Raw genomic sequence first — 26587 nt, 5'->3', positions numbered from 1 at the left:
CTGTCGCCCTAAGACCGTGCGGGGTTCGGGCTCTGAGGTGGCCGTGTTGCATGTCTTAGGTTGCACGGTTGGACCAGCGCTGCGGTGAGGACCGTGACGACTCCGACCGCGACAACCATCAGGGTTGGCAGCGTTATAGGGCAAACTCAAATCGGGCCGGTTGACACGACCCGGCCGTTGCTGGCGAGACGCCGATGGATGGTGATGATGGCCTAGACCGTCGTACTGAGCACTAGGTAGTCGGGATGCTCAGAACTGGGCTCCGCCGCGACTCCAAATCGTTCGGACAGTGCGATGCAGGGCTCGTTGTCTTGATGTACCAGCCAAGTGACGCGGCACCCTGGACACTTGCAGGAGAAGGACTCCAGTGCGGCTGCCAAGACCGTCGTGCCATAGCCCTTGCGGCGGAAGCGCGCGTCCACCGCAAGGGCGTATACAAAGAAGCCGGAATTCGAGTATCCCGGCAATAGGTCGCGGTACGCCAAGACCGCCGCGATGTCTTCACTGTCCGGCTCCCTGAAGACCAGTACGTGCCGATCAACCGTCTCACGCCATAACTCAAGGTCCCTAAGAAGGGAGCGAACCTCAAGTTGCCACATCGCCGTGAGCGGACTGCAGTCGAAGCTCCGCAGCGACTTATAATCCTCGCTATCCGCCTCGCGCGGGATAAGCAACGGTTACAGAATGATGCGCGGCGTGCCTGCCGGGACCTGGAATCGGGGCGGCCGAGGGCGGCTGAGAACCTCCAGCGCTTCCTTCATGCTGATCTCCGGAGGGAAGCCCTCACGAACCGACACCCACTCGCCCTCACTACGGCTCGTTGTGAGCGATGCACCCATCGTGGCGGGGCAGCCAGCCATGGTCCTCAGCCTTCCTCAGGGGTTGCCAACTCTTCGACGGAGTCTCGTACAGACAGCATAACGCTGTCCAGCCGATGCAAGATCCTCTCGGCAACGTCGACCGTAGCCGTGAGTTCAGTGAGGCTGGCGGTAGAGATGGTGAAGTTCGCGAACACAGAGACAGGAGGGAGTGTCTCAACCGCGGGAGCCATGGTCTCCGGTCGCATTGAACGGGGCCCCAACATCCCCATGTGAGGGTCGCTCACGCGGTTGGCCAGTTCTTCGGCCGTCACAACGCCGTACTCGAGGGCTACGTCAGCGCGCGGTTCTTCAAGTGCAAACGTGATCAAAACGGCACAGTCGTCGAGTTCGATGCCATCAGGGAAGGTGGCGGGTGTGCTCCGGAGAGCGAGGCCCTTGCGCAAGGTCTCGTAGTCACCCTGAAGAGGCGCCGACCAAGCCGCCGACAGAAAGCTCAAGTGGCTTCCCGCTGGAACCAGGTGCTCTTGGATGCCCGCCAGGACGTCCCTTGCCGATGTGAGTTCGGCGTCCGGGCGCAGCACATCGAGCACGACGGACCGACGATCGAATCGGAGCCGCACGCCATCAGGCAGCTCGAGGCCTACCTCGGCTCCTTCATCAAGGAAACTTGTGTATCGGACGTTCTCCGCAGCCCATTCCAGGAGACGGTCACGCCGGCTAGCAAAGGGAAGAATCGGCTTCCAGTGAACATTCGCGGAGTAGTTCCATCTGGTGGGCGCGGGCACGGCCATAGGCTAGCGGACTGACGTCGCCACCAAGCATGACGCCGACGAAACCGCCATGTGCCCACCTTGGCTCGCACCGCTCCGTTGCAGGATCGACCAGGCACGCCGCGACCACGACCGATCCCCTTTAGGGGTCGGTCGTGGTCGCGGTAGCACAGTGGGCCGCTTAGCATGCGAGGACCTTGTCCGAGTTGTCCATTCCATGCATGCAGTCCCGAACATCGAAGATGGGCGCGGGCTGACCGAGGCATCCAGTTCGACAGCGTCTCGCATCCTCACCAGCCGCTCGTGCAGGGCACGATCGTGTGCCTGGAGTGCGGCATGCAGCGTGGCCATGAGCTTGCTGACTGTCGTAGGGCCCAACCCGGGAAGCTTCAAGAGGGCCCGCCAGAGGTCCCAAGCGGGTCAAAGTTCTCTTTCCGCTACCGACGCTTCGTCCACCAGGTCACGGTCCGGACCGACGGTCCCAAGAAGTACCTCGAACTGGTGGCGTTGAGTCACCAGGAGTTCGAGGGCTGAGCGTGGCGACACGTTGACCGAGAGCACGCACCCGTCAGTCCGCGAAAAGTCCGCAGGATGATCGAATCAAGCCAACGCTTGCCAACGTTCATCAATGCTGTCTGTGCAGGTCAGGTAGCACGCACTCCGTCTTTGACGCTCGGCGTCTCATGCGATCACCCTTCCCCTGGTACTTCTGAACTTCTGAGTCCGTGCAGGTCAGCGGCCTAATCCGTGAACGGGACGGCTCACCCCGGGCCGCGCACCGCGAGGTGCGCTGGCCGGTGGCCACAGGACTGCCCGCCCCGGCGAACCGGGGCGGGCAGCGCGGTGAGGCGAGCAGCCTTGGGTCCTATGGCATGTGGACCGTCAGGTTGCCGCGCGTCACGGTGTACTGGTTCGTCGGCGTGAAGCCGCGCACGACCATCGAGTCGGCCGCCGTGAGGGACGGCGCGACCGAGAAGCCGACCTGGTCGGGGCGGCCGAGAACGTCGACGACCTTCCAGACCACGACGGTGCCCCGCAGCGACCCGGACGGGATCACGTAGTCGAAGTAGGCCACATGAGGTGTGACCCTGACGCGGTGAACCGACGCCCGGTAGGCGACACCGGCGCTGAGGTTCCGGTACGACACGTAGCCCTGGTCAGCGGTCCACGCGTAGTCCGAGACCTGGAAGGTCATCTGCTGGCTGGCACCGGCAGGACCGAACCACACGCCACCATTGGCGTGGCCGAGCAGCAGGTAGAGCTGCACGACGGTGAGGTCACCTGCAGTGGTGCGGAAGGCGTACGCGGGCGTGAAGCCGGCGTTCACCATCGCGGCGGCGGCGGTGGCCGACGACGCGACCGAGAAGCCCACGAAGTCAGGCGTCCCGTTCGCAACCTTCCAAGCCAGCGGTAGCCCACTCAGCCCGGGGAACCCGGCTGGGATGGTGTACGCGAACCGCGCCTGTCCGTACGCGACGGCCACGACCGGGGTCGCTGCCTGGTAGAGCAGCGCCGCGCCGAGGTTCGCGTAGAAGGCGACGCCGTTGTCCCTCGTGGCGCCGAAGTCGAGCACCGCGAAGGCGAGGTGCTGACGGGGGCTCGTGCCGAAGGCGGCGTTGCCGAAGGCGTAGCCGTGCAACCCGGTCGCGCTCATCATGGCGGTGTCCAGCCCACCGCGGCTCACGGTGTAGCTGTTGGACGGCGTGAAGCCGTTGGCCACCATGGTCAGGGCCTGGCTCGGCGTGGCCGCCACCGAGAAGGCGGCGGTGTCAGGCGAGCTGTCCTTGACCTGCCAGACGATGATCAGTCCGGCGACCGAGGCGGGGGCCGTGGACGGGATCGTGTAGGCGAAGCGGGCTTCGGTGTTGGTGGCCCTGACGGCCATCACACTGGCCTCGTAGGCGACCGCGGCCGCAGGGTTGGCGTACGAGACCGTGCCCCGGTCGCCGCTGCTCCTGTCGATCATCGAGAAGGTCAGGTGCTGAGCCGACCCTCCCGTGCCGAGCACGGCATCACCGACCGCGTATCCGATCGTCGGCCCGGAGCCTGGAGCGGAGGCGGCCATCGCCATGGTGGGTGCCATGAAGAGGCCGCTCAGACCAAGCAGGAAGGCCGACAGGAATGTCATGACCTTTCGCATGGGAGTTCCCTCCTTGGGGATGAGGGCTCGCCCCCTGCGCATCGACCTGGGCACCCATGGCCTCGGTCGGCATGCCCGCCCCGGTGTCTCCGGGGCTCGTCCATCCCCGACACCTTCACCGTATGCCGCAGGTCGCCAGGCGGTAACTGCCGAAGGTCCCGACTCAGGCGTCGATCCGCACTCCACGGGCTTCTCCAGCACCGATCACCTCTTCACCGTGGCAACGGATTTCGTCGATCGCGGACAAGGAGACGTGGACGCCGAGGTGGGTCCGTCCCTGGCCCGCTCCCCCCGTTCGCCACCCCGCGGTGGCAGCGGAGAGGCTGCGCATCCGAGCCCGCCGACTGGGGACGGATGGCGGTGACCCCAGCAGCATCGGCTAGGACGCCGAGGACGACCGCAGTGGCTGGGTCCTGCCTTGGCGCGCGCGGCTGAGCACGATCAGGAGCACACCGATGAGCGCGTAGCTCCCCAGCGCCACCACCTGGGCAGGGTGGCCGGCGAGCGGCACCGGGCGGTCGAGGAGGAAGAGCACGAGCGGCACGACCAGCCAGAGGAGCCCCAGCGCCGTCGGGGCCGGTCCACGGCACCGGTGACACCGGGACAAGGCAGGATGTTGTCGTGCCTCCCAGCGACGACCGCCGCGCCTCGGCCGGTCGCCGCGCTCACGCGGGCCGTCGAGGGCGAGGCCGGGGCATGGCCCGCGGCCTCGGTCGAGGGCTGCAGCGCGCGGCGTCGAGCACGGCGCGCGCCACCGCGCGCACCGGGCGCTTCGCGGCGGCGAAGACCCACGCATACACCCACTCCGGCGGCGCCGGCGAGAGCGGCCTCGCCCGGCTGACGGAGCTGCACGGCAGCCACACCGCCGGCGACACGATCATGACGCTGGCCCTCGCCGGCACCCTCTTCTTCAACCCGCAGACCGCGCAGGCCCGCACCGACGTCGCCACCTTCCTGCTGCTGACGATGGTGCCGTTCGTGCTGGTCGCGCCGCTCATCGGCCCGCTGCTCGACCGCTTCTCGCACGGGCGGCGCTGGGCGATCGGCACGACGCTCGCCGTCCGGGCCTTCCTCTGCTGGGTGCTCGCCGAGGCGATCAGCACCGACAGCGGCTGGCTCTTCCCGGCGGCGCTCGGCTGCCTGGTGGCCTCGAGGGCCTACACGATCACGCGCGCAGCGGCCGTCCCGCGCCTCCTTCCGCCCGGCACGACGCTGGTCCGCGCCAACTCGCGGGTGTCCATGGCCGGCGTCGTGGGAGCCGTGGTCGGTGGCGCGCTCGGCGGCCTGGCGATGCTGGCCGGCCCTGCCTGGGCCCTGCGCATGGCCTTCGTCGTGTTCGTCTTCGCCACGGTGCAGGCGATCCGCCTGCCCGCCCGCGTCGACTCCTCCGCCGGTGAGGTCTCGATCGACGACACCGTGCCCATCCGCGTCGCCGGCGCTCCCGAGGACCTGACGGTCGACTCGCTCGGGCCGATCGGCCGTTTCCGCCGGCGCAAGCAGGCGATCCCCTGGCCGGTCATGCACGCCCTGTGGTCGACCGGCGGCACCCGGGTGCTGACGGGCTTCCTCATCACGTTCATGGCGTTCCTCGCCAAGGAGCACCCGATCGACGGCATCCGCGGCGAGGTGGTCCTCGTGCTCATCGCCATCGCCATCGGCGTGGGCAACGCGCTCGGCAGCGTCCTGGGCAACGTCGTGCGGGACCAGCGGCCCGAACGCGTCGCGCTGGTCTCGCTGCTGGCCGCGACGATCTGCTGCGTCGCGACCGGCATCTGGTACGGCGTGTGGACCCTGGTCCTGCTCGGTCTCGTCGAGGGGCTCTCGGCGCAGCTGTCCAAGCTGTGCTTCGACGCGCTCGTGCAGCGCGAGGTGCCCGAGAACGTCCGCACGTCGGTCTTCGCCTGGTCCGAGACGATGCTGCAGGTGCTGTGGGTGCTCGGTGGCGCCCTCGGGATCGTGCTGCCGCTCGATCCCCACATCGGCTTCCCGGTCTGCGCTGCCGCCCTGGTCTGGACCGTCGTCATGGCCGCCCGGCAGCGCCGGCGCGGCGAGCACACCGCACCCCCGAGAGCGAGACCCGCCTGATGTCCGCGCAGTCCCCCCGCCCCCTGGCGATCCCCGCCGGACCCGACGTCCTGGACGTACTCCCCGCGCTCGAGGCGGCGCTGAGCGGCCACGCCCCCGTGCTGCCGTATGCCGCCGGCGACCCGTCGCCTTCCGTGCCCTCCCACGACCCTGGCGAGCTGCCCGACGGTCTCGCCGTCGCCATCGGGACCTCGGGGTCCACCGGGCGACCCAAGCGCGCGCTGCTGACGGCCGAGGCGCTCGAGCGGTCCGCGTGGGCCACCCACCAGGTTCTCGGTGGCAGCGGTGCGTGGCTGCTCGCCATGCCCGCGCACCACATCGCCGGCCTGCAGGTGCTGCTGCGCTCGCTCGCCTCGGGCGTCGTCCCGACGGTGCTCGACCTGCGAGGTGGGTTCTCGGTGGAGGCCTTCGCCGAGGCGGCCGCGCAGGTGCGGCCCACCCAGGCCGCAACCCGCCGCTACACCGCCCTCGTCCCGACCCAGCTCTCCCGTCTCGTCGACGACCCGGCGGGCACCGCGGCCCTGCGCGGTTTCGACGGCGTGCTCGTCGGCGGCGCGGCCACGCCGCGGGCGCTCGTCGAGCGGGCCTCCGAGCTGGGGGTCGTGCTCAGCCTCACCTACGGCATGAGCGAGACCGCCGGCGGCTGCGTCTACGACGGGGCACCCCTGCCGGTCAGCCGCGTCCACGTCGACAACGACCGCCACGTCGTCCTCGGCGGCGACACCGTCGCCCACGGCTACCTCGGGGAGCCGCAGCTGAGCCGCGACGCGTTCACCACCGACCCCGACGGTGTGCGCTGGTTCCGCACCGACGACCTCGGCCACTTCGACGACGACGGCCTGCTCGTCATCGACGGCCGCGCCGACGACGTCATCAACACCGGCGGCCTCAAGATCAACCCCGGCGTGGTCGAGGACGCCATCAGCCGCCACCTCGAGGACGTGCTCGACGTCGTCGTGCTCGGCGTGCCCGATCCCGAGTGGGGCGAGTCGGTCTGCGCGGCCGTCACCCTGGTCGACCCGAGCCGCCGCCTGACGACGCGCGAGGTGCGTGAGCGCCTGCGCGGCATACTCCCCGACGCGGCGCTCCCGCGGCGCGTCATGGTCCTCGACGCCATCCCGCAGCGCGGGCCCGGCAAGCCCGACCGCACCGCCATCCGACGCAGCGTCGGAGAGCGCGCCTGACCGGTGGCAAGATGGGGGTGCCCCACCTGCCGAAGGAGATCACCGTGCTGCGCGTCGCGTTCGCCGCCCTCGTGGTCTTCGCGTCGATCTACGCGATCGTCGACTGCCTGCAGACCGACCGCCGCCGGGTCAGCATCATGCCGAAGGCCGTGTGGCTCCTCGCCGTCCTCGTGCCGGTGGTCGGGCCCGTCTTCTGGCTCGTGGCCGGGCGCAGCGACCCCCGCCGCCGTCCCAGGCGCGCACCGCGCGGGCCGGGCCGGCAGCCGCCCGGACCCCGCGGGCCCGACGACGACCCCGACTTCCTCCGCAAGCTGTAGAAGGACGCCCCAGAACTCCATGGCCACCTTGTCCCAGTGGATCGAGGGCGCCCGCCCTCGCACCCTGCCCGCCGCCGTCTCCCCCATCCTCGTCGGCACCGGCGCCGCCTACCAGACCGGTCACGTCGTCTGGGCGTATGCCGTGCTCGCCCTCGTCGTGGCCCTCTCCCTCCAGGTCGGGGTCAACTACGCGAACGACTACTCCGACGGCGTCCGGGGCACCGACGAGGTGCGTGTCGGGCCCGTCCGCCTCGTCGGCCAGCGCCTCGCCGACCCGCGGTCGGTGAAGTTCGCCGCCTTCGCGTGCTTCTTCTTCGCCGGCCTCATGGGCCTCGCGCTGGTCGGGCTCTCGGGCCTGTGGATCATGATCCCGATCGGGGCAGCCGCGATCGTGGCGGCGTGGTACTACACCGGCGGCTCCCGGCCCTACGGCTACCTGGGCCTGGGCGAGCTGTTCGTCTTCGTCTTCTTCGGGCTCGTGGCCACGCTCGGCACCATGGCGACCATGACGCCCCCCACCGCTGCCGGGTGGTGGGGCGCCATCGGCGTCGGCTCGCTCTCGTCGGCCATCCTCGTCGCGAACAACCTGCGGGACGTGCCCACCGACCGCGAGCACGGCAAGCGCACCCTGGCGGTCCGCATGGGTGAACCGGCGACCCGCCTGTTCTACGTCGCCCTGGTTGCCGTCGCGTTCGTGATGACCGGCCTCGCGTCGTTCACGTCGCCGTGGGCGCTGCTGGCCCTGTTGGCTGCGCCGCTGGTCGTGCGCCCGATCCAGGCCGTGGTCGGTCGCGCCACCGGGCGGGGACTCATCCCCGCGCTCGCCGGGACGGGGCAGTTCCTGCTGGCGTGGTCGCTGCTGCTGGCTGTGGGGCTGGGGCTCGGCCGGGCCTGACCGCAGCCGGGGTCTGGACCGGCGTGTGCGCGGGGCAAGGCGATGCGTCTCGACTGGCGCCACGGCATACCCGGAACCTGCTCCGCTTTGGGGAGCAGCTCCCGAGCGGGCGCGGGATCTGTCCGGGAGCCTCCCTGTCGGATCCTGCTCCGCTTTCGGGAGCAGGATCCCAGGGTCACCGGTCGTTGCGGTGAGGTTCCGGGGGCGCGTCCGTGGAGCCCGCGACCCCCTCGTCCTCGGCGTCCTCGGCGAACTCGTCGCTGGTGGGGTCGACCTGCTGCTTGGCCTCGAGCTTGGCCTCGTGGCGCGCCATGAGGCGCGCGGTGACCTCGTCGCGCATGCCGCGCAGCAGGATGTAGGAGGCGGCGGCAGAGGCGATGGCGGACGCCCCGAGCAGGAGCACGGGGTTGTCGCGCAGGCCGATGAGCCAGAAGAGCAGCAGGAACCCGAAGAAGATCAGGATCCGGAGCAGGGAGTAGCGGACCATCTCAGACCACCGTCACATGCCCGAGTAGTTGTGCATGCCCACGAAGGTCGACACGAGGTTGACCAGCGTGAAGTTGATGATCACGGCGACGTAGCCGGCGAGGGCGATGTACATCGACTTGCGGTGGTCGACACCCGCCGTGGCGCGCCCGTGCATGTAGGCGGCGTAGACCGTCCAGATCACGAAGGTCCAGACCTCCTTCGGGTCCCACTGCCAGTAGGAGCCCCACGCCTGCTTGGCCCAGATGGCGCCCGCGATGAGCGTGAAGGTCCAGAGGATGAAGGCGACCATGTTGAGGCTGTAGGCCGTGCGCTCGAGCGATGCAGAGCTGGGCAGCGACTCGATGAAGTTCGCCTTCGCCGGCGGCTTCTCCTCCCGGCGAAGCCGGACGAGGTAGAGCAGCCCGACGGCGCAGGCAAGGGTGAAGAAGGCGACGGCGAGGAAGGCCACCGACACGTGGATGCCGAGCCAGTAGGACTTCAGGGCCGGCATGAGCTCGCCGGCCTCGGTGTAGAGCACGGTGAGCGCGAGGCCCAGCACGAGCAGGATCGGCGTGACGATGAAGACGCCGAGCCACTGCCAGCGGTTGCGCTTGGCCAGCACGCTGTAGGCGGCACCGACCGCGGCGGCCGCAGCGGTCGCGAACTCGAACATGTTGCCCCACGGCGGGCGGCTCACGGCCAGGCCCCGCATGAGCACCGACGCCACGAGCAGCGCCGAGGCCAGGTAGGTGAGCATCAGCGCGATGTTGCCGCGCTGGCGGCTCTTCAGGCTCTCCTCGAAGCCCGGCCCGGCCGCGTAGGGCGTCGCCGGCCGGCGCTCGGTGGAGGACGGTCCGCCCGCGCCCACGAGCTCACGCTCCTTGGCGGGCACCTCTGCTGCAGCCTTCGAGTCGACCACCTTGGGCGCTCGCGCGGCCAGGTGCCAGGTGAAGGCCAGCATGGCGAGGGTGTAGACGATCATCGAGGCGTAGAGCGCCGCATTGGCGTTGGCTGCGAGGTTCACGATCGGTCGGTCCGTTCTGCATGGCGGTCGTGCACGCCGGTGGAGATCGCGGAGACGATCGCGGCGAGCCCGGGGTCGGAGTCCTTCGAGAGGCCACCGATGGTGACCACGGTAGCCGGTCGCCCGGCGGCGCCGGCAGGGCTGTCAAGGGTGCTGTCGAGGGTGCTCCCCGCGCCACCCGCGCCACCCGCGGCACCCGCGGCACCCGCGGCAGCGGGGCGAACGCGTACGAAGACGCGGCGGCGCTTGATGGTCAGGCCGAGGATGAGCCCGAGGGTGGCGAGGACGGCGCTGACGAGGCTGATCGGGGCCCCGGGGTCGGTGCGCACCGACAGGCCGGCGAAGCGCTTGACGGCGTCGAAGGTGATCGAGCCGCGCCCACCGGGCAGCTGCTTGGTCTCCCCCGGCTTGAGGCGGATCAGCATCGGCGAGCCGTCGGCCTTCATCACCTGCTTCATCTGCTCGGTGTTGAGCGTGTAGACCGACTGGGGCGCGCCGCCCGGGAACAGGTTGCCCTCCCACACCGAGAGCGCGACCTCCGGGTTGTTGGCATCGGGGAAGAGCGACATCGGCCCGTTGCTGAAGGTCGGCTCGGCCGTGGGCAGGAAGAACCCGGTGAAGCCCAGCTGCTTCGGCGCGGCCGACGGGACCTTGATGACCCCGACGGAGCGGTAGTTCGGGTCCTGCGGAAGGAAGGGCGTCGCCTCGTGGTAGAGCACGGTCCCCTTGGCGTCGCGCACGGTGATGACGGGCGTGTAGCCGTTGCCGAGCAGGAAGATGTCGGCGCCGTCGACGCTGATCGGGTGGTTGACCGAGACGGTCTCGTTCGTGGCCGGTGCGCCGGGCGAGCTGCTCAGAGTCGTCTGCGCGTCGAAGAACTTCGGCTTGCCGAAGTTGCGGCCCGGGGTGTCGTCGAACTCGACGTGCAGCTTGTCCAGGGACAGGACGAACGGCGGCAGGGTCTCGCTGTCCACCCACGGCCCGGGCGCGATGGTGTTGTACGTCCCGGCCGAGGACGCGAACTTGTCGCCCTCGGCGAGGATGACGTCGCCGCGCCAGCCGAGCAGGTGCCCGACGGCCATGCCGACGATGATGCCGGTCAGGGCCAGGTGGAAGAGCAGGTTGCCGGTCTCGCGGAGGTAGCCGGACTCCGCGCTGACCGTGGTGGCGTCGTGCGAGTGCAGACGGAACCGCTTGCGCTTCAGCACCTCTCGCGCCGCGGCCAGGGCCTCGTCGGGCGAGAGGCTGGTCGTGACCTCGGCGTGCTCGTCGAGGCGGGCGAGGCGCGCCGGGGCGCGCGGCGGCGTGGAGCGCAGTGCCGACAGGTGCACCTTGGTGCGCGGGATGATGCACCCGACGAGCGAGACGAACAGCAGCAGGTAGATCGCCGAGAACCACGGCGAGGAGTAGACGTCGAAGAAGCCGAACCGGTCGAGCCACGGCGCACTCGTCTGGTGCTGCGCGATGTAGTCGGCGACCCGTCCGGAGTCGATGTTGCGCTGCGGGAAGATCGACCCGGGCACCGCTGCGATCGACAGCAGCAGGAGCAGGAAGAGGGCCGTACGCATGCTCGTCAGCTGGCGCCAGCCCCATCGCAGCATGCCGACCGCGCCGAGCGTCGGGAGCGTCGGCTCCTGCCGGTCGGGTCGCATGCCCTTGCGTACGCGGTCGGTGTCCTTCGGCGCCGACGTGACCCGCTCGGTGGTGGGTCCGACGGTGGGATCGGTCTCGGTGCTCATGTCAGATCGCCACCTGGAAGCCGTTGACGAGCCGCACCTGGACCCAGACGATGACGTCCTCCCAGACGCCGGTCAGCATGAGCAGGCCCACGACGACGAGCATTACGCCGCCGACGGTCTGCAACGCCCGGCGGTGCCGGCGCAGCCAGTCGCTCGCGCTCCCGGCCCGCTCCCACAGCGCCGCCATGAGGACGAACGGCAGGCCTAGCCCGATCGAGTAGACGGCGGCGAGCGCCAGTCCCCGACCGATCGAGCCGGATGCGGCGGAGATCGGGGCGGCCATCGCCTGGATGGCGCCCAGCGTCGGCCCCATGCACGGCGACCAGCCGATTGCGAACGCCGCCCCGAGCAGGGGTGCGCCCGCGAGACCCGCACGTGGTCGCCAGCTCACCGGGACGGCATACGACCGCCCGACGCCGAGGAAGAGCACCCCCATGACGAGCACCACGGCGCCGCCGACGCGCAGCAGCAGGCTCTGGTGCTCGCGGAAGGCGAGACCGACGGCAGAGACGGCCGCGGCGGCGACGAGGAAGACGACGGTGAAGCCGAGGACGAAGAGCAGCGCGCCGAGGACGAGCCGTCCGCGGGAACGCCGCTCGAGGGAGACGTCGGACAGGCCGGTGACGTAGCCGAGGAAACCCGGGACGAGCGGGAGCACGCAGGGCGAGGCGAACGAGACGAAGCCGGCCACGAGGGCGACGAGCCCGGCGGCGAGCAGCGATCCGGTCGCGAGCTGCGAACCCATGGTGGCCTCAGGCCTTCTCGGCGAGGACGTCGTCGATCAGGCCGAGCAGCGTGCTCGTGTTGACGGGACCCGAGACGCGGGCCGCGATGCGTCCCTGGCCGTCGAGCACGAGGGTCGTCGGCGTCGCCGAGGCCTTGCCCTGCAGGGCCAGGATGGGGACCCCGCCGTCGTAGGCGAGTGAGGGGTAGGTCACCTTGTTGGCCTTGAGGAAGGCCAGGCCGGTCTCGGGCCCTTCGAGCTTGTCGAGGCCGATGAAGTCGACCTTCTTGCCCTTGGCCTGCACCGTCTCCCACGCCTTCTGCAACGCAGGGGTCTCCTCGATGCACGGTGGGCACCACGAGCCCCAGACGTTGACCACGAGCACGGTCCCGGCGCGGTCGGCGCTGCTCCACGGCTTGCCCTCGAGGGTCGTGCCCTCGAGCTTGACCGGCTGGCTGCGCTCGGCGACCGGGAGCTGCTCGATCGATCCGTCGCCGGCGACGTAGCCCTTGCGGTCACCCGAGCGCGCCTGGTCCGCAACGGAGTTCGGGTCGGACGAGCAGGCGGCGGTGAAGGTGGCGAGGCCTGCAGCCACGGCGGCGGCCCCCCACCGCAGCGCGGTGCGTCGGTCGAGGTGGTGCATCAGGCGCCCACGCTCCTGCTCGCGCGCGCCAGCAGCGACCCGGCCGGCTCCGAGTAGGTGATCGAGACGAGCTCGTCGTCGCGGTAGGTCAGGGAGGTCAGCGACGCGAGGGTGCACTCGCGCTTGCGCGGGTCGTGCCACAGGCGCCGGCCCTCGAGCTTGTTGCGGACGGTCCACACGGGCAGCTGGTGACTGACGACGACGGCCTCGTGGCCGCGTGCCGCGTCGCGCGCATCGACGATGGCCGCGATCATCCGGGCGGCGATCTGCTCGTAGGGCTCGCCCCACGACGGCTTGGTGACGTTGCCGAAGAGGTGCCAGTTGTGGGGGTGGAGCAGGTCCTTGACGTCGACGGTGCGGCCCTCGAAGCGGTTCTCGGACTCGATGACCCGCTCGTCGGTGGCGATCTCGACGCCGTGGCCGGCGGCGATGGGTGCGGCTGTCTCCTGCGCGCGCTCGAGGGGCGAGGCGACGACGTACGTGATGTCGTTGGCCGCCAGGTGGGTGGCGACGAGCTGCGCCATCTCCCGGCCGAGCTCCGAGAGGTGGTAGCCCTCCAACCGGCCGTAGAGCACGCCCTCGGGGTTGTGGACCTCGCCGTGCCGCATGAGGTGCACGACCGTGAGGTCGCCGGCGGTCGGCGCCGCTCCTCCCGTGCTCTGACCCATGGTCGCCAGTCTCTCAAACGACGGGCTCAGGACCGAATCCGCCTCCGAGCCTGTGCACCCCCTGTGACGTGCGACGACGCCGCCGAGGACGTATGCCGTCCGCCGGCCTTCGCAGACCGCCGTGGGGCCGCCGGTCGCGTCCTCGTGGGACGCCCGGACAGGCGGGCCCGGCGCGGTCCTACACTCCGTCTCGTGTCGTGGTCGATCTGGCTCACCCTCGTGGCTGCGGGGACGCTCATCTCGCTCACGCCGGGTGCCGGCGCCGTCAACACGATGGCCAACTCGCTGGGCTCCGGGTGGACCCGCTCGATCTGGGGCATCCTCGGCCAGCAGGTCGCGCTGCTCGCGCACATCGCCGTGGTGGCGGCCGGCCTGGGGGTGCTCGTCGCGGGCTCTCCCGTGCTCTTCAACGTGATCCGCTACGCCGGCGCGGCATATCTCGTCTTCCTCGGGGTGCGGCAGTTCCGGTCACGTGCGGCGGCAGCGCGGGTCGGCGAGGTGCACCGCGAGCCTGCGTGGTCGATGTTCCGCCGCGGCCTGCTGGTCAACCTCACCAACCCCAAGGCCGTGGTCTTCTTCCTCGCCTTCACGCCGCAGTTCATCCGGCCCGAGCAGCCGCTGCTGCCGCAGTACGTCGTCCTGGCGGCGACCATCATGGCGATCGACGTGATCGTCATGTGGTTCTTCTTCGCGGTGGCCGCTCGTGGGCTCGGACGCCTCACCCAGCGCGAGTCGGGCCAGCGCACCCTGAACCGGGTCTTCGGCGGGCTCTTCGTCGGCGTCGGGGTCCTGCTCGCCAGCGTCCACTGATCCCCGGCCCACCCCAAACCGTCGAGAGGCCACGTGTGGCCGCCTCCTAACCGTCGAGAGGCCACGTGTGGCCGCCTCGTGACCGTCGAGAGGCCACGTTCGGCCCACCCCCAACCGTCGAGTGGCCAGATCTGGCCCCCGACGAAGGGGCCGAGCCCGACGTCAGTCCGGTGTCGCGGCGGCACGCGCCGCGGCGGGGAGGGCCGCGATGACGTGGTCGACGGCCTCGTCGTCGTGGGAGGCGGAGACGAACCACGACTCGAAGGCGCTCGGCGGCAGGTGCACGCCCTGGCTCAGCATCGAGTGGAAGAAGCGGCGGAACGCGGCGCTGTCCTGGTCCTTGGCGTCGGTGTAGTCCGACACCGCTCCGTCGCGGAAGAAGACGGAGAACATCGAGCCGGCCCACTGGATGGTGTGCGGCACCGACGCCGCCGAGAGCTCGCTCGAGACCGCGTCGGCGATCGCGTGCGAGACCACGTCGAGCCGGGCGTAGACCTCGGGCGTGCAGCCCAGCAGGGTCGCCAGGCCGGCGGCGGAGGCGACAGGGTTACCGGAGAGGGTGCCCGCCTGGTAGACGGGTCCCTGCGGTGCCAGCAGCGCCATCACGTCGGCACGACCACCGAAGGCGGCCGTCGGGAATCCGCCACCCATGACCTTGCCGAACGTGAAGAGGTCCGGTGCCCCGGCGGCATACGGCCCCTCGAGCCCGTAGAAGCCCGACGCGCTGCAGCGGAACCCGGTCATCACCTCGTCGGAGACGAGCAGGGCCCCGTGCTCCTTGGTGATCCGCAGCAGGCCCTCGGTGAAGCCGGGCGCCGGCGGGACGACGCCCATGTTGCCGGCGGCCGCCTCGGTGATGACAGCGGCGATCTCGTGCCCGCGCTCGGCGAAGGCGGCCTCGACCGCGCTGAGGTCGTTGTAGGGCAGCACGATCGTCTCGCCTGCGCTCGAGCGAGGGACGCCGGCCGAGTCGGGCAGCGCGAACGTCGCGACGCCCGAGCCCGCCGAGGCGAGCAGCGCGTCGACGTGACCGTGGTAGCAGCCGGCGAACTTCACGATGACGTCGCGGCCGGTGAAGCCGCGCGCCAGCCGGATGGCGGACATCGTGGCCTCGGTTCCCGAGTTGACGAGGCGCACCTGGTCGACCGGCTCGACGCGGCGCACGATCTCCTCGGCGAGCTTCACCTCGTTCTCGCTCGGCGTGCCGAAGGAGAAGCCCTTGGCAGCGGCCTCGGTGACCGCGGCCACCACGTCGGGGTGCGCGTGGCCGAGAATCATCGGGCCCCACGAGCAGATGAGGTCGACGTAGCGCTTGCCGTCCGCGTCGGTGAGCCACGGCCCGGAGCCACTCGCCATGAACCGCGGCGTGCCACCGACCGCACGGAAGGCCCGCACCGGGGAGTTGACGCCCCCGGGGATGACCTTGCTGGCGCGCGCGAGGAGCGCCGCGGACGCGGGAGCGTCGGTGTCGGTCTGGACGGGGACGGGCTGCGAGCTCATGCCCCCAGTCTGTCAACCTCCCGCCGCGCGACGCTCCCCCGGGTCGGCTCGGTGGCCTCTCGACGGGTGCCAGGCGGCCGAACGTGGCCTCTCGACGGTGGAGAGGGGGGTTGGGGCGCCGGTCAGCGGCCGCTGGCGGCGTGGGGGTCGAGGTGGTCCCGCACGATGCCCATGGCGTCCCCGATCGCGGTGAACTGCTCGGGCGTCATGATGTCGACGAGGTTGTCGCGCACGCTCTGCACGTGGACCTTGGCGATGGTCTGCACGGCCTCGAGCCCACCGGGTGTCAGCACGAGCTCGACGCCGCGCTTGTCGTTGGCGCACTGCTCGCGGGTGACCCAGCCGCGCTCCTCGAGGCGCTTGGCCGTGTGCGTCAGGCGGCTGCGGGACTGCACGACCATGGCGGCGAGCTCGGACATGCGCAGCCGGTGGTTCGGGCTCTCCGAGAGCATCGAGATGATCTCGTACTCGCTCAGCTGCAGGCCGGCGTCGCCCAAGGCGTCGTCGAGCGCCTGCTCGAGCAGGCGCGTGCCCCGCAGGATGGCCCGCCAGGACGCCTGCTCGGCGTCGCTCAGCCAGCGCACGCCGTCGCGACCGTCTTCCCCTGAACCTGACATGTCAACCTCCTGTGACGTCACAGATGGTAGTTGCTGTCAGGCAAGCCACTCAGGCACATCGAGTGCGAAGTACGTGAGCACGACCTGGGCGCCGGCCCGGCGGATCGAGACGAGCGACTCCAGGGCGGCCGTCCGCAGGTCGATCCAGCCGTTGGCGGCGGCCGCGTGGATCATCGAGTACTCGCCCGACACCTGGTAGGCGGCCACGGGCACCGACGACCGCTCGGCGGCCGCGGCGACCACGTCGAGGTAGGACATCGCGGGCTTGACCATCACCATGTCGGCGCCCTCGGCGATGTCGAGGTCGATCTCGCGGAGGGACTCGACGATGTTCGCCGCGTCCTGCTGGTAGGTGCGGCGGTCGCCCTGCAGGCTCGACTGAACCGCGTCGCGGAAGGGCCCGAAGAACGCCGAGGCGTACTTGGCGGAGTAGGCGAGGATGACGGTGTCGGTGAACCCCTCGGCGTCGAGCGCCTCGCGGATGACCGCGACCTGGCCGTCCATCATCCCGGAGGGGGCGACGACGTGGGCGCCGGCGCGGGCCTGCGCCACGGCCATCTCGGCGTAGAGGAGGTTGGTCGCGTCGTTGTCGACGCGGCCGCGCTCGTCGATGACGCCGCAGTGGCCGTGGTCGGTGAACTCGTCGAGGCACGTGTCGGCCATGACGACGAGCTCGTCGCCGACGGCCTCACGGACCGCGCGGAGCGCGACGTTGAGTATGCCGTCCGGGTCGACTGCGCCCGTGCCGGTCGCGTCCTTGTGCTGGGGCACGCCGAAGAGCATGATGCCGCCGAGCCCGGCGGCCACGCAGCGGTGGGCCACCTCGACGACGCTCTCGAGGGTGTGCTGCACGACGCCGGGCATGCTGGTGATCGGCCGCGGCTCGGTGAGCCCCTCGGCGACGAAGACGGGCAGCACCAGGTCTCGTGGGTGCAGGCGCGTCTCGGCGACGAGGGAGCGGAGGACGGGGTTCTGGCGCAGGCGGCGAGGACGCTCGATCATCGAGGGTCCGCCTCAGCGGGCGCGGCGGCGCGAGGCCGGTCGCTTGTCGCTGGGGCGCTGCACCGGCTGGCCCGCCTCGGCCGCGGCGACGGCCAGGCCGACGCCGTGGCCGGCGAGGGCGTCCACGAGGCTGAGGGCCGAGGCCTCCGGCGCGAGCACGTCGACGCGCAGGCCGTGCTCCTGGGCCGTCTTGGCCGTCGCCGGTCCGATGCACGCCACGACCGTTGCGGCGTGGGGCTTCCCGGCGATCCCGACGAGGTTGCGCACCGTGGAGCTGGAGGTGAAGAGCACCGCGTCGTAGTCGCCGCCCTTGATCGCGTCGCGGATGTGGGCGGCCGGCGGGGCGGCGCGCACCGTGCGGTAGGCGGTGACGTCGTCGACCTCCCAGCCCATGTCGCGCAGACCCGCGACGAGTGTCTCGGTCGCGATGTCGGCGCGGGGCAGCAGGACGCGGTTGATCGGGTCGAGCACCTCGTCGAACTCGGGCCACGACTCGAGCAGGCCCGCTGCGGACTGCTCACCGGCGGGCACGAGGTCGGGGTTGATCCCCCACTCGCGCAGTGCGGCTGCGGTGGTACCGCCGACGGCGGCCACCTTCAGGCCGGCGAAGGCGCGGGCGTCGAGGCCGAACTGCTCGAAGCGCTCACGCACGGCGCGGACGGCGTTGACCGACGTGAAGCCGATCCACTCGTAGCGGCCCGTCACCAAGCCCTTGACGGCCTTCTCCATCTGCTGCGGGGTGCGCGGCGGCTCGACCGAGATGGTGGGGACGACGTCGGCCGTCGCACCGTAGGAGGCGAGACGCTCGACCATGGTGCCGGCCTGCGCCTGCGTGCGCGGCACGAGGACCCGCCAGCCGAAGAGCGGCTTGGACTCGAACCAGGAGAACTCGTCACGCAGCTCGACGTTGGGCGACACGATCGCGAGCGTCACCTCGAGGGGCTCCTTGCCGGTGAAGACGGCACCGGCCTCGCCGAGCGTGGTCGCCACCGAGGACTGCTGCACCGTGGTGCTGTGGGAGCTCAGCACGGCCAGCGACTCGTCGGGCCGGCCGGCGGCGCGCAGCGCCTCCAGCGCGGACCGGATGCCCTCGCTGGTGCCCAGCAGCACGAGCGTGTCGGAGTCGGTCGCGTACGCGGCATAGTCGACCCCGGAGTTGTCGACGCCGACGACGTGGACGGCGCCGGTGGACTTCGACGTCAGCGGCACGCCGGCATACGTCGGGCCGGCGGTGAGCGCGGAGACGCCGGGGACGACGTCGTAGGTGATGCCGGCCTTGCGGCAGGCGCGCACCTCCTCGACGAGGCCGTTGAAGGTGGCGGGGTCGCCGTCCATGAGGCGCACGACGAGGCCGCCCGGGGCGACCGACTTCGCGGCCTTGACGACGAGCTTGGCCCGCATCGCCTGGGTGAGCTCCTGGCCCTGCTCGCCGTGTCCGGCGTCGATGATCTCGACGTCCGGGCGGGCGTGCCGCAGGACCACGTCGTCGCGGGCGATGCGGTCGAGGACCACGATGTCGGCGACGGCGAGCAGGTCGCGGCCGCGCAGCGTCATGAGTCCGGGGTCGCCGGGGCCCGAGCCGACGAAGGCCACGCGGGCCGGTGTCGTCGCGGTGGTGGAGTTCGAGGCCGTCTGGTCTGACGGCTGCGAGGAAGGAGTCACGAAACTTGCTCCGGTTGGTGTGGGGCTTGGCGTGGGGCGGGTGCTGGGTCGACGGCGGCGGGCTCGGTGCCGCTCGTCGGATGGTCGTTCAGGTCGAGCCCGGCGGCGCCGTCCTCGAGCATGGTCTGCGCCAGGCGCCGGCCGAGCGACTCGGGCTCGGCATACGGGCCGACCAGCGACCGGCGCAGCTCGACGGTGCCGTCCTCGCTGCCGACGAAGCCGCGCAGCGACAGCTCGAGACCGTCCTCGCCCTCGACGACCTCGGCCAGCGCCCCGATCGGGGCGGTGCAGCCGGCCTCGAGGGCCGCCAGGAGGGACCGCTCGGCCACGACGCATGCCCGGGTGTCGGGGTCGTCGAGCACCGAGACGGCAGAGACGACGTCGTGGCGGTCCGAGCGGCACTCGACGGCGAGGGCGCCCTGCCCGGGCGCGGGAAGCACCTGGATCGGGTCGAGGACCTCGGTGGCCTCGTGGAGCCGGCCGAGCCGGGCCAGGCCGGCGCGGGCGAGCACCACGGCGTCGACGGCGCCGGAGGTGACGAGACCGATCCTGGTGTCGACGTTGCCGCGGATGGGACGGACCTGCACGCCGAGGCCGAGGGCCGCGAGCTGGGCGGTGCGACGCGGCGAACCGGTGCCGACGACCGAGCCGGCAGGCAGCTCCCCGAGGGTCAGGCCGTCCCGGGCGACGAGCACGTCGCGGCTGTCCTCGCGCACCGGAACGGCCGCCACGACGAGCCCCGGCTCGGGGGCCGTGGGGAGGTCCTTGAGCGAGTGCACGGCGACGTCGATGCGCCCCTCGAGCAGGGCACGGCGGATCGCGGCGGCGAACACGCCGGTGCCGCCGATCGCGGTCAGCAGCTCACCCGAGACGTCACCCTCGGTCGTGATCTCGACGAGCTCGACCTCGTGGCCTGCCGCGCGCAGCCGGTCGGCCACCCAGCCGGACTGGGTGGTGGCCAGCGCGGAGCGGCGCGTGCCGAGGCGCAGAGCGGTCACGACTGTGCTCGCTTCGGCGGGGCGGAGACGTTGGCGACGTCCTTCGGCTCGAGGTCGAACAGCTCACGCAGGGCCGCGGCGTAGTCGTCGCCGCTGCCCTCCATGGCGAACTCCTTGACCCGCATGGTCGGGGTGTGCAGCAGCTTCTCGACGATGCGGTGGACGGCCAGGGCCACCTCGGCGCGGGTCGTCTCGTCGAGGCCGGGCAGGCGCTGGTCGAGCCGGTCCATCTCCGTCGCGACCAGGGCAGCAGCCCGGGCCCGCAGGGCGGCGACAGTGGGCGCGACGGACTTCTCCATGCGCCGGGTGAGGTAGTCGGCCACCTCGCCGGTGACCAGCTCGCGGACGCGGACGACCTCGGTGGTGTCGGCACGCCCCTCGAGGAGCAGTCCGAGAGCCTGCAGGTCCACGAGCGTGACGCCCGGGATCTCGCGCTGCCACGAGTCGACCGGCTCGACGTCGCGAGGCAGTGCCAGGTCGACGACGACCTGCGGGCGGCCGCCACGGCGGGCAGAGCTCGCGGCGAGCAGGTCGGCCGTGATGACGTGCCCCACCGCGCCCGTGCACGAGATGACGAGGTCGCTCTCGGCGATGACGTCGGCCAGGTCGGCCCACGGGCGGGCGACGCCGGACGTCGCGGCGGCGAGGCGCTCGGCCCGGTCGGGGGTGCGGTTGACGATCGTCAGGGACCCGAGCCCCTGCCGACGGGTGGTGGCGGCCGCCAGGCCGCTCATGCCACCCGCGCCCACGACGACGGCCGCAGCCCCGTCGAGGGGCCCGAGGACGGCCGCGGCCTCCTCGAGGCCGATCTGCACGAGCGAGACGCTGTGCTGGTCGATGTCGGTCTCGGCGTGGGCCCGCTTGCCGACCCGCAAGGCGCCCTGGAAGAGGGAGTTGAGCGACTCGCCCACCTGCCCGCGGCTCTGGGCGCCGGAGAGCGCGTCGCGCATCTGGCCCAGGATCTGCGCCTCGCCCACGGCCATCGAGTCGAGCCCGCAGGCGACCGTGAAGGCGTGGGCGACCGCGGCGTCGTCGTAGCGGACGTAGAGGTGGTCCGCGAGCGCCTCGGCGCGCACCGCCAGCGCGGCGGTGGGGTCGCCCGGGGGCAGGTCGGCCACCGGGCGTACGCCGTCGGGTGTCTCGAGCCCCGCAGCCAGGGCGAGCGCCTCGCCGATGGCGGCGACGGCCGGGTGGAAGGCCGGCACGGAGGCGTAGACCTCCAGACGGTTGCAGGTGGAGAGCACGACGGTCTCGGTGGCCGTGGCCGACCCGAGCACGGACGAGGCGATGGCCTCGGCGCGGTCAGGGCGCTCCGAGAGCGCCTCGAGCACCGAGAGCGGCGCCGTGTGGTGGGACAGTCCGATGACGAGCAGGCTCACGGTGCGGCCACCGCACTGAGGTCGCCGGCGGCGAGGGACTTGCGCTGGGCGTGGAAGGCGAGGATCTGCAGCTCCGTGGAAAGGTCGACGCGGCGTACGTCCACGCCGTGGGGCACCGTCAGGACGGCCGGTGCGAAGTTGAGGATCGAGCTGATGCCGGCCCCGACGAGCGCGTCGCAGACGGCCTGCGCGGCGGGGGCAGGCGTCGCGATGACCCCGATGGCGATGGGGTCGACGGCGTGGTCGGCGTCGAGCTCGGCCAGTGGCCGGATGGGCACGCCGACGATGCGCTCGCCGGTGAGGGCCGGGTCGTCGTCGTAGAGGCCGACGATGCGGAAGCCCTTGGTGACGAAGCCGGAGTAGGAGGCGAGCGCGTGCCCGAGGTTGCCCATCCCGACGATGGCGACCGGCCAGTCCTGGGTCAGGCCCAGGGCGCGCGAGATCTCGAGGGCGAGGGTCTCGACGTCGTAGCCGACGCCGCGGACGCCGTAGGAGCCGAGGTGGCTGAGGTCCTTGCGCAGCTGGGCCGATCGCACTCCGACCTCGGCCGCGAGCTCCTCGGAGGAGACCGACAGGACGCCGTCCTCAGCGAGACGGGAGAGCGTTCGGAGGTACTCGGGAAGCCGCGCGACGGTTGCGTCGGGGATCTCTCGACGCAGTGCAGGGTCGGCGGACACTCTTGCTCACCGGCTCCTCTCGAAGAGGCGTTCTGCCGAACGCGGAGCACGTGGGGACCCGTTCAGGCTAGACGTTTGTGAAGCCATGCACAAAGTTGACTTCGGCCGCCTACCACGGCATAGCGGACGGTGGTCAGGCAGGTCACCGTAGGGCCGCCCGCAGGCGCCCCTCGTCGACCCGCCAGAAGTCGTGCCGGCGCCCGTCGACGAAGGTGACGGGGATCTGCTCGGCGTAGCGCCGCAGCAGCTCCGGGTCGTCGTCGACGGACCGCTCCTCCCAGGCCACCCCCAGCTCGGCGGTGACCCGTTCGACGACGGTCCGCGCCTCCTCGCAGAGGTGGCAGCCGGGCCTGCCGAGCAGCACGACGCGTGGGGCTGGGGCCTGCGAGGGGTGCTCACTCGTCATACCGACCACTGTAGGCACGCCTCCGTCACGCCGCAGGCCCGATCTCGACGGGGAGTGGGCGGGAGTCGACTCCGCCACATAACCTTCTGGGGGTCCCATCGGGGGCGCCCTTCAGTCACACTGTCCACAATGCGCGCGAACAGGACGTCGGCACCACTGCCTCGACCGGTTCCCGCCCCGGGAAGGGCCCCGGCGCGGGGGCTGCTGACGCGCACCCGCCTCAGCCTCCCCGCTCTCGTCCTCGCGCACGCGGGCGGACCGGCGGTCGCGGGAGCCGGCGTGCCGGCATACGACCCCGTCCTGCCCGGCCTGCCGACCTGGCGCTCGGCACTCGACGCGCTGTGGGCCTCCCTCGCCGACGAGGGCGTCGACCTCGCCCGCACCGGACCCGGCGGGCCGGGACCGCGCCGCCTCGAGCGCGACTCGGACGAGCAGCTCCGCATCGCGGCGCTCGTGCAGCTGGCGCAGGACGGTGACAAGGAGGCCTTCGCACAGCTCTACGACGTCTACGTCGACACGGTGTTCCGCTACGTGCTCGTCCGCGTCGCCAACCGGGCCCTGGCCGAGGACCTGACGTCCGAGACGTTCGTGCGCGCGATGCGGCGCATCGACTCCTTCACCTGGCAGGGCAAGGACATCGCGGCGTGGTTCGTCACCATCGCGCGCAACCTCATCGCCGACCACGTGAAGTCGGCGCGCTTCCGCTTCGAGGTGGCGACGGCCGACATGCGCGACGCCGACGAGCGCGTCGACGCCCCCGACACCGAGGTGCTGACCCGGCTGCGCGACGAGCGGCTGGTCTCGGCGATCAAGGAGCTCGGGCCCGACCAGGCGGAATGCATCACGCTGCGCTTCCTCCAGGGCCTCAGCCTCGCCGACACCGCGCGGGTCCTCGGCAAGTCCGAGGGGGCCGTCAAGCAGCTGCAGCTGCGCGCCACCCGGGCGCTGCGCAAGGCGCTCGAAGGAGTCGAGCTGTGATCCCCGTAACCCTTCGGGCTCCCGCGTCGTTCTCACGGCGTAGGACCGACGCCCTCGGGCGCGGGTCCGCCCGCGACGCGCCGACCAGCGTGGCCGTGGAACCCCTCGCCGTATGCCGTGTCGTCCCGGGCGCCGAAAGGCACCCGTGCCGCTCGCGCACCGGGGCACCGATGCCGCGAAGGCGGTGACGGGCACCCGGAGCGCAGCAGCAGCGACCGACACGACATCCTGACGGACCAACCGGACGGACCGACGAGAGGAGGAGGAGAGATGGACCTCGGTGCCGACGCCGACGGCGTGCTGCTGCAGCGCGCCCTCGACGGAGAGCAGGTCAGCGAGCCGGGCATCCTCGAGCTCGTCGCCGTGCTCCACGCCGTCCAGGCGGTCGACCAGGCCGGCCTCGCCCCCCGTCGTGAGTTCGTGTCCGACCTCCGCGCCCGGTTGCTCGCCGACGACCCGGCGGCCGAGATCCCGACTGCCCCCGTCGTGGCCCTCGGCACTGACGGCACTGACGGCCCGGACGGCCCGGCCCGCACGGACGGGCCACGAGGCCCTGTTTCGGTGCTGCACGTCGCAGCGCGGCCGCTCAAGCTGGTCGCCGCGGTGGCCGCCGGCATCATCGTGGTCGCCGGCGCGCTCGGGGCGGCGTCCCGCTCGGCGGTGCCGGGCGACGTCCTCTACGGCGTCAAGCAGCTCCTCGACCGGGCTGCCGTGCAGCTCGCCGGCTCGCGCTACGACGAGGGCCTGACCTACCTGGCACAGGCACAGGAGCACATCGGCGACGCCCGCGACCTGCTCGACCAGGGCAAGCCGGCGACCCACGACCTCGACACGGCCTACGACTCCGCCACCGACGCTGTCCGGCGAGCCCAGACGATCCTCGTCGAGGTCTACCGCACCGAGGGGCGCACCGAGGCGCTCACCGAGCTGGCCGACTTCTACGCTCGCGCGATCCCGCAGGTCGACGCGATGCGGACGCGCGTTCCGACCGGGTCGCTGCCGGCCTGGCAGCGCCTGCGCGACGCCCTCGGCTCCGGCGACATCGCGACCCTGCGCGAGCTGGCCACGTGCGGCGCCTGCGGCGACCGTGCCGCCCGGGCCCGCGTGGCCCTCGCCGCCCTGCCGGCCGGCGCCACCGGGGTCGGTGGCAGCCGCGTGAACGCCACGGCGGCTCCCGGCCCCACGGCCGGCACGAGCGCTCCCGGAGGCGTCGGCAGCTCCGCTCGCCCACCCGGGTCGACGGCGACCCTGCCGGGTGGACTCCCCCTCCCAGGGGGCTCGGTCACGAACGCGGCGCCCCTGCCGGGGAGCACCGTCAACCTCCCGACCGTCGGCGTCAACACCTCCTCGGTGGGCGTCGGCGGTGGCGGCGTGACGCTGCCCGGGGCCACCGTGAACCTTCCCGGAGCCGGCGTGACCTCCTCGACCGTGGCGGTCGGCGGGGGTGGCGTGACCCTGCCGGGCGCCACGATCACGGTGCCGTCGGTGACCCTGGGCGTCCCGACGGTGACCCTGCCGACTGGGCTGGCGCCCACACGGCTGCTGCCCTGAGTGCAGGCCGCCCTGACGGCGGCGCCGCGCCCCACGGGGAAGCGGTGGTCAGAGGAAGACGGACTTGCGCTGCATCAGCAGGCTGTAGAGCGTCTGCTGGATGGTCTCGCGCACCTGGTCGGTGAGGTCGAAGACGAGCATGGGGTCGTCCGCGGCCTCGGGCCCGAAGCTCGACGTGTCGATGGGCGGCCCGAACTCGATGAGCCACTTGCTCGGCAGCGGCACCAGGCCGAGCGGTCCGAGGAGCGGGAAGGTCGGCGTGATGGGTGCGTAGGGCATGCCGAACAGGCGGGCGACCGCTGGCATGTTGCCGAGGATGGGGTAGATCTCCTCGGCCCCGACGATCGACACGGGGACGATCGGGACGCCCGCGCGCAGCGCCGCCGAGACGAAGCCGCCGCGGCCGAAGCGCTGGAGCTTGTAGCGCTCGCTGAAGGGCTTGCCCACGCCCTTGAAGCCCTCGGGCCAGACGCCGACGAGCGCCCCGCTGCCGAGCAGCCGTTCGGCGTCGGTGTTGGCCGCCAGGGTGGTGCCCGACCGGCGCGCCATGGTCCCGATGAAGGGCAGCTGGAAGACGAGGTCCGCGCCGAGCATCCGCAAGTGCCGGTGCCGGGGGTGCTCGTCGTAGACGGCGACCTGCGTCATGAGCGAGTCGAGCGCGATCGTGCCCGAGTGGTTGCCCACGACGAGCGCGCCGCCCTCGTCGGGGATGTTCTCGATGCCGCGCACCTCGACGCGGAACCAGCTCTTGTAGAGCGGCCGCAGCAGCGGGAGGTGGACGTTGACGGTGTAGTCCTCGTCGAAGCCGAACTCGTCGACGACGTAGTCACCGCTGAGCCGGCGCCGCAGGTAGGCGAGGGTCTCGGCGACCTGGCGCTCGACCTCCTCGGCGGGCACCCCCGCCGAGGTCGCGGCCGCGCGGAGCACGTTGACGGCGAGCTCCACGAGCTCGGCCGGGCCCGGGCGGGCCTCGGACGTGAGCTCGGCGCCCTCGAGCACGGCACCGACGAGCTTCTCGGCGCGGGACTGCACCGCGGTCAGCGCCTGCTCCCAGCCGCCACCGGCGCCTGCTTGCGTATGCCGTGTGGCCGCCTCCCGCGCCGCAGCCGCGCCGGCGGGCGCGTCCGGCACCGGCGGCACGGCCCGGAGCCTGGTGGGGCCACTGGTCGCCGCGCGCCGAGGCGAGCGCACGGAGGCGCGGCTCGGCCGGCTCTTGGGCGGAGTGGGCTCGGCCGGCAGGTCCTCGACGAGCTCGGTGGACGCCTCCGTGGCCGGCCCGACCGGTGGCTCGACCGGCGGCTCGACCGGCGGCTCGGTCGGCGGCACCGTGGGCACGACCGACTCCGGTTCGGTGGGACCCTCGGTCACCGCGGCCTCGATGACCTCGTCCAGCGTCCTGTCGGACGTCGAGCCGCTCGCATCACGACGGGCCGCGCTGACCTCGACCGGCGCCGTCGGCATCAGCGGTGTGCCACTTCGCCGGCGACGCTCGCCGGACGCACGGGCAGCCCCGGCGGCGAAGGCACCGC

The 26587-nt window shown here is 71.7% G+C and carries 27 protein-coding genes; 7 read left to right on the top strand and 20 right to left on the bottom strand.

Annotated features, from left to right (window positions below; genetic code table 11):
• Positions 1 to 212: 212 nt before the first annotated feature.
• From ABD241_RS20725 to ABD241_RS19805, 5 genes are all read right to left on the bottom strand, one after another.
• The gene (locus ABD241_RS20725; RefSeq protein WP_425580848.1) at positions 213 to 599 is read right to left on the bottom strand and encodes a GNAT family N-acetyltransferase; all 387 of its coding nucleotides are present in this window, start codon (positions 597 to 599) and stop codon (positions 213 to 215) included.
• Between the two features lie 266 nt (positions 600 to 865).
• Positions 866 to 1606: a hypothetical protein gene (locus ABD241_RS19815; protein ID WP_344066922.1), complete on the bottom strand. Its 741-nt coding sequence runs from the start codon at positions 1604 to 1606 to the stop codon at positions 866 to 868.
• 405 nt (positions 1607 to 2011) lie between these two features.
• The gene (locus ABD241_RS20720) at positions 2012 to 2152 is read right to left on the bottom strand and encodes a DUF6308 family protein (protein ID WP_425580839.1); all 141 of its coding nucleotides are present in this window, start codon (positions 2150 to 2152) and stop codon (positions 2012 to 2014) included.
• A gap of 304 nt (positions 2153 to 2456) precedes the next feature.
• Entirely contained in the window at positions 2457 to 3719 is a 1263-nt protein-coding gene (locus ABD241_RS19810; protein WP_344066920.1) for a hypothetical protein, read from the bottom strand.
• Positions 3720 to 4110: 391 nt separating this feature from the next.
• Positions 4111 to 4338 carry a hypothetical protein gene (locus ABD241_RS19805; RefSeq protein WP_344066918.1) on the bottom strand — a complete coding sequence of 76 codons (228 nt, stop codon included), beginning with the start codon at positions 4336 to 4338 and terminating at the stop codon, positions 4111 to 4113.
• Positions 4339 to 4427: 89 nt separating this feature from the next.
• Between ABD241_RS19805 and ABD241_RS19800 the strand changes: the two genes are divergently transcribed.
• From ABD241_RS19800 to ABD241_RS19785, 4 genes are read left to right on the top strand one after another with little or no spacing between them, the layout of a single operon-like run.
• Positions 4428 to 5816, top strand: a complete 1389-nt coding sequence (locus tag ABD241_RS19800) for an MFS transporter (protein ID WP_344066916.1) — start codon at positions 4428 to 4430, stop codon at positions 5814 to 5816.
• Positions 5816 to 7000: an o-succinylbenzoate--CoA ligase gene (gene menE / locus ABD241_RS19795; RefSeq protein ID WP_344066914.1), complete on the top strand. Its 1185-nt coding sequence runs from the start codon at positions 5816 to 5818 to the stop codon at positions 6998 to 7000. Before ABD241_RS19800 ends, menE begins: the two co-directional genes overlap by 1 nt.
• Before the next feature lie 11 nt (positions 7001 to 7011).
• On the top strand, positions 7012 to 7317 hold the full coding sequence (locus ABD241_RS19790; RefSeq protein ID WP_344066911.1) for a PLD nuclease N-terminal domain-containing protein: 306 nt from the start codon (positions 7012 to 7014) through the stop codon (positions 7315 to 7317).
• Positions 7318 to 7336: 19 nt separating this feature from the next.
• Positions 7337 to 8212: a 1,4-dihydroxy-2-naphthoate polyprenyltransferase gene (locus tag ABD241_RS19785; RefSeq protein ID WP_344066909.1), complete on the top strand. Its 876-nt coding sequence runs from the start codon at positions 7337 to 7339 to the stop codon at positions 8210 to 8212.
• Positions 8213 to 8387: 175 nt separating this feature from the next.
• Here ABD241_RS19785 and ABD241_RS19780 read toward each other — a convergent pair whose 3' ends face one another.
• The 6 genes from ABD241_RS19780 to ABD241_RS19755 are packed head-to-tail and all read right to left on the bottom strand — an operon-like array spanning position 8388 to position 13478.
• A complete protein-coding gene (locus ABD241_RS19780) occupies positions 8388 to 8699 on the bottom strand; it encodes a DUF4229 domain-containing protein (RefSeq protein WP_344066907.1) in 312 nt (103 codons plus the stop codon).
• Positions 8700 to 8711: 12 nt separating this feature from the next.
• Positions 8712 to 9704 carry a c-type cytochrome biogenesis protein CcsB gene (gene ccsB, locus ABD241_RS19775; RefSeq protein WP_344066905.1) on the bottom strand — a complete coding sequence of 331 codons (993 nt, stop codon included), beginning with the start codon at positions 9702 to 9704 and terminating at the stop codon, positions 8712 to 8714.
• Positions 9701 to 11443, bottom strand: a complete 1743-nt coding sequence (resB, locus tag ABD241_RS19770; protein ID WP_344066903.1) for a cytochrome c biogenesis protein ResB — start codon at positions 11441 to 11443, stop codon at positions 9701 to 9703. Before resB ends, ccsB begins: the two co-directional genes overlap by 4 nt.
• 1 nt (position 11444) lies before the next feature.
• A complete protein-coding gene (locus tag ABD241_RS19765; RefSeq protein ID WP_344066901.1) occupies positions 11445 to 12188 on the bottom strand; it encodes a cytochrome c biogenesis CcdA family protein in 744 nt (247 codons plus the stop codon).
• A gap of 7 nt (positions 12189 to 12195) precedes the next feature.
• Complete coding sequence (locus tag ABD241_RS19760; RefSeq protein WP_344066899.1) at positions 12196 to 12810, bottom strand: TlpA family protein disulfide reductase; 615 nt, start codon at positions 12808 to 12810, stop codon at positions 12196 to 12198.
• The gene (locus ABD241_RS19755; RefSeq protein WP_344066897.1) at positions 12810 to 13478 is read right to left on the bottom strand and encodes a histidine phosphatase family protein; all 669 of its coding nucleotides are present in this window, start codon (positions 13476 to 13478) and stop codon (positions 12810 to 12812) included. Before ABD241_RS19755 ends, ABD241_RS19760 begins: the two co-directional genes overlap by 1 nt.
• A gap of 192 nt (positions 13479 to 13670) precedes the next feature.
• On the opposite strand from ABD241_RS19755, the gene ABD241_RS19750 reads away from it, so the two are divergent.
• Positions 13671 to 14288, top strand: a complete 618-nt coding sequence (locus ABD241_RS19750) for a LysE family transporter (RefSeq protein WP_344066894.1) — start codon at positions 13671 to 13673, stop codon at positions 14286 to 14288.
• A 162-nt stretch (positions 14289 to 14450) separates the two neighbouring features.
• On the opposite strand, the gene hemL is transcribed toward ABD241_RS19750, so the two are convergent.
• The 8 genes from hemL to ABD241_RS19710 form a co-directional block, all read right to left on the bottom strand.
• Positions 14451 to 15788, bottom strand: coding sequence for a glutamate-1-semialdehyde 2,1-aminomutase (gene hemL, locus ABD241_RS19745; RefSeq protein ID WP_344066891.1), 1338 nt, complete (start codon positions 15786 to 15788; stop codon positions 14451 to 14453).
• Positions 15789 to 15910: 122 nt separating this feature from the next.
• Positions 15911 to 16405: a MarR family winged helix-turn-helix transcriptional regulator gene (locus ABD241_RS19740; protein WP_344066888.1), complete on the bottom strand. Its 495-nt coding sequence runs from the start codon at positions 16403 to 16405 to the stop codon at positions 15911 to 15913.
• 36 nt (positions 16406 to 16441) lie between these two features.
• Positions 16442 to 17407, bottom strand: coding sequence for a porphobilinogen synthase (gene hemB / locus ABD241_RS19735; protein ID WP_344066885.1), 966 nt, complete (start codon positions 17405 to 17407; stop codon positions 16442 to 16444).
• A gap of 12 nt (positions 17408 to 17419) precedes the next feature.
• Positions 17420 to 19069, bottom strand: coding sequence for a bifunctional uroporphyrinogen-III C-methyltransferase/uroporphyrinogen-III synthase (locus ABD241_RS19730; RefSeq protein ID WP_344066882.1), 1650 nt, complete (start codon positions 19067 to 19069; stop codon positions 17420 to 17422).
• Positions 19066 to 20067 (bottom strand): hydroxymethylbilane synthase, encoded by a 1002-nt coding sequence (gene hemC / locus ABD241_RS19725; protein ID WP_344066879.1) that lies wholly within the window; start codon positions 20065 to 20067, stop codon positions 19066 to 19068. The genes ABD241_RS19730 and hemC overlap by 4 nt, the downstream gene beginning before the upstream one ends.
• Positions 20064 to 21446 (bottom strand): glutamyl-tRNA reductase, encoded by a 1383-nt coding sequence (gene hemA, locus ABD241_RS19720; protein WP_344066875.1) that lies wholly within the window; start codon positions 21444 to 21446, stop codon positions 20064 to 20066. Before hemA ends, hemC begins: the two co-directional genes overlap by 4 nt.
• Positions 21443 to 22123 carry a redox-sensing transcriptional repressor Rex gene (locus tag ABD241_RS19715; RefSeq protein WP_344066872.1) on the bottom strand — a complete coding sequence of 227 codons (681 nt, stop codon included), beginning with the start codon at positions 22121 to 22123 and terminating at the stop codon, positions 21443 to 21445. Before ABD241_RS19715 ends, hemA begins: the two co-directional genes overlap by 4 nt.
• A gap of 142 nt (positions 22124 to 22265) precedes the next feature.
• On the bottom strand, positions 22266 to 22529 hold the full coding sequence (locus ABD241_RS19710) for a glutaredoxin family protein (protein WP_344066869.1): 264 nt from the start codon (positions 22527 to 22529) through the stop codon (positions 22266 to 22268).
• A 129-nt stretch (positions 22530 to 22658) separates the two neighbouring features.
• Here ABD241_RS19710 and ABD241_RS19705 point away from each other — a divergent pair, with 129 nt between their 5' ends.
• On the top strand, positions 22659 to 23507 hold the full coding sequence (locus tag ABD241_RS19705) for an RNA polymerase sigma factor (RefSeq protein WP_344066866.1): 849 nt from the start codon (positions 22659 to 22661) through the stop codon (positions 23505 to 23507).
• Positions 23508 to 23777: 270 nt separating this feature from the next.
• The gene (locus ABD241_RS19700) at positions 23778 to 25058 is read left to right on the top strand and encodes a DUF5667 domain-containing protein (protein WP_344066863.1); all 1281 of its coding nucleotides are present in this window, start codon (positions 23778 to 23780) and stop codon (positions 25056 to 25058) included.
• A gap of 48 nt (positions 25059 to 25106) precedes the next feature.
• Here ABD241_RS19700 and ABD241_RS19695 read toward each other — a convergent pair whose 3' ends face one another.
• A complete protein-coding gene (locus tag ABD241_RS19695) occupies positions 25107 to 26519 on the bottom strand; it encodes a lysophospholipid acyltransferase family protein (protein WP_344066860.1) in 1413 nt (470 codons plus the stop codon).
• Positions 26520 to 26587 lie beyond the last annotated feature (68 nt).

Origin of the sequence: Terrabacter lapilli (genome assembly GCF_039531305.1) — a bacterium.
Classification (GTDB): domain Bacteria; phylum Actinomycetota; class Actinomycetes; order Actinomycetales; family Dermatophilaceae; genus Terrabacter; species Terrabacter lapilli.
The sequence above is the reverse complement of the archived record's forward strand: the minus strand, read 5'-3'. Positions and strand labels throughout refer to the sequence as shown.

What these genes read in the sequence shown, in the direction of transcription:
- hemL (WP_344066891.1), bottom strand. Translation starts at nt 15,788, where the DNA reads ATGAGCTCGCAGCCCGTCCCCGTCCAGACCGACACCGACGCTCCCGCG.
- ABD241_RS19790 (WP_344066911.1), top strand. Translation starts at nt 7,012, where the DNA reads ATGGGGGTGCCCCACCTGCCGAAGGAGATCACCGTGCTGCGCGTCGCG.
- ABD241_RS19760 (WP_344066899.1), bottom strand. Translation starts at nt 12,810, where the DNA reads ATGCACCACCTCGACCGACGCACCGCGCTGCGGTGGGGGGCCGCCGCC.
- ABD241_RS19700 (WP_344066863.1), top strand. Translation starts at nt 23,778, where the DNA reads ATGGACCTCGGTGCCGACGCCGACGGCGTGCTGCTGCAGCGCGCCCTC.
- ABD241_RS19785 (WP_344066909.1), top strand. Translation starts at nt 7,337, where the DNA reads ATGGCCACCTTGTCCCAGTGGATCGAGGGCGCCCGCCCTCGCACCCTG.
- ABD241_RS19695 (WP_344066860.1), bottom strand. Translation starts at nt 26,519, where the DNA reads ATGCCGACGGCGCCGGTCGAGGTCAGCGCGGCCCGTCGTGATGCGAGC.
- resB (WP_344066903.1), bottom strand. Translation starts at nt 11,443, where the DNA reads ATGAGCACCGAGACCGATCCCACCGTCGGACCCACCACCGAGCGGGTC.
- ABD241_RS19780 (WP_344066907.1), bottom strand. Translation starts at nt 8,699, where the DNA reads ATGGTCCGCTACTCCCTGCTCCGGATCCTGATCTTCTTCGGGTTCCTG.
- ABD241_RS20725 (WP_425580848.1), bottom strand. Translation starts at nt 599, where the DNA reads ATGTGGCAACTTGAGGTTCGCTCCCTTCTTAGGGACCTTGAGTTATGG.
- ABD241_RS19740 (WP_344066888.1), bottom strand. Translation starts at nt 16,405, where the DNA reads ATGTCAGGTTCAGGGGAAGACGGTCGCGACGGCGTGCGCTGGCTGAGC.
- ABD241_RS19705 (WP_344066866.1), top strand. Translation starts at nt 22,659, where the DNA reads ATGCGCGCGAACAGGACGTCGGCACCACTGCCTCGACCGGTTCCCGCC.
- ABD241_RS19765 (WP_344066901.1), bottom strand. Translation starts at nt 12,188, where the DNA reads ATGGGTTCGCAGCTCGCGACCGGATCGCTGCTCGCCGCCGGGCTCGTC.
- menE (WP_344066914.1), top strand. Translation starts at nt 5,816, where the DNA reads ATGTCCGCGCAGTCCCCCCGCCCCCTGGCGATCCCCGCCGGACCCGAC.
- ABD241_RS19710 (WP_344066869.1), bottom strand. Translation starts at nt 22,529, where the DNA reads ATGACGAGTGAGCACCCCTCGCAGGCCCCAGCCCCACGCGTCGTGCTG.
- hemB (WP_344066885.1), bottom strand. Translation starts at nt 17,407, where the DNA reads ATGATCGAGCGTCCTCGCCGCCTGCGCCAGAACCCCGTCCTCCGCTCC.
- ABD241_RS19800 (WP_344066916.1), top strand. Translation starts at nt 4,428, where the DNA reads ATGGCCCGCGGCCTCGGTCGAGGGCTGCAGCGCGCGGCGTCGAGCACG.
- ABD241_RS19755 (WP_344066897.1), bottom strand. Translation starts at nt 13,478, where the DNA reads ATGGGTCAGAGCACGGGAGGAGCGGCGCCGACCGCCGGCGACCTCACG.
- ABD241_RS19810 (WP_344066920.1), bottom strand. Translation starts at nt 3,719, where the DNA reads ATGACATTCCTGTCGGCCTTCCTGCTTGGTCTGAGCGGCCTCTTCATG.